Source organism: Streptococcus danieliae, from assembly GCF_009767945.1.
Lineage (GTDB): Bacteria > Bacillota > Bacilli > Lactobacillales > Streptococcaceae > Streptococcus > Streptococcus danieliae.
In genome coordinates this window covers 1-830 of the sequence record NZ_WSRS01000170.1, presented here as the reverse complement: position 1 = coordinate 830, position 830 = coordinate 1, and the positions used below count along the sequence as shown (strand labels likewise).

General features: G+C 36.1%; 1 protein-coding gene. It reads left to right on the top strand.

Annotated features, from left to right (window positions below):
• Window positions 1-830: IS256 family transposase (locus E5983_RS09260; RefSeq protein WP_160333513.1), on the top strand; the 830-nt coding region annotated here is incomplete at both ends.

Below are 830 nucleotides of genomic sequence, written 5' to 3'. Positions count from 1 at the left end.
TCCAAGAGATCGTAATGGCGAATTTGTCCCTAAAGCCATTCCTTCTTATTCAAGAAGAGATGATGAGCTGGAAAAAATGATTATTAAGCTTTATCAAACAGGTGTAACAACAAGAGAAATCGCAAATTTAATCGAACAAATGTTTGGTCATCATTACTCACCAGCTACGGTTTCAAATATCACCCAGTTGACTCAAGAAAACGTTACTGCATTCCATGAACGAAAACTACAGGAACGCTATTCCATTGTCTATTTGGATGGCACTTATCTCCCATTACGTCGGACTTCTGTAAGCAAAGAGTGTATTCATATTGCCCTTGGAATTACACATCAAGGTTATAAAGAAATCCTTGGATATGAAATCTCACCAAATGAAAACAATACAGCCTGGTCTGATTTACTTGAAAAAATAAAGACTAACGGTGTTAAACAGGTATCCTTATTTGTGACAGATGGTTTCAAAGGTTTAGATCAAATTATTTATCAAAATTTCCCACTGGCTAAGCAACAGCGCTGTTTAGTGCATATCTCCAGAAACATCGGAAACCGAGTAAAACTAGTCGATCGAAAAGATATCTTAGAGGATTTTAAGATGCTTCATAAGTGCGAGAATCGTTCTCAGGCACAAGAAATTCTGACAATCTTCATGGAAAAATGGGGTAAACAGTATCCGAAACTGATTCAGAAAATAGCTGATATAGACAATCTTTTAACCTTTTATGATTTTCCTCCTAGCATTCGATCCAGTATCTATTCCACGAATTTGATTGAATCCATGAATAAGCAGATTAAGAGACAAACCAAGAAGCGAGTTGTTTTTCCAAATGAAG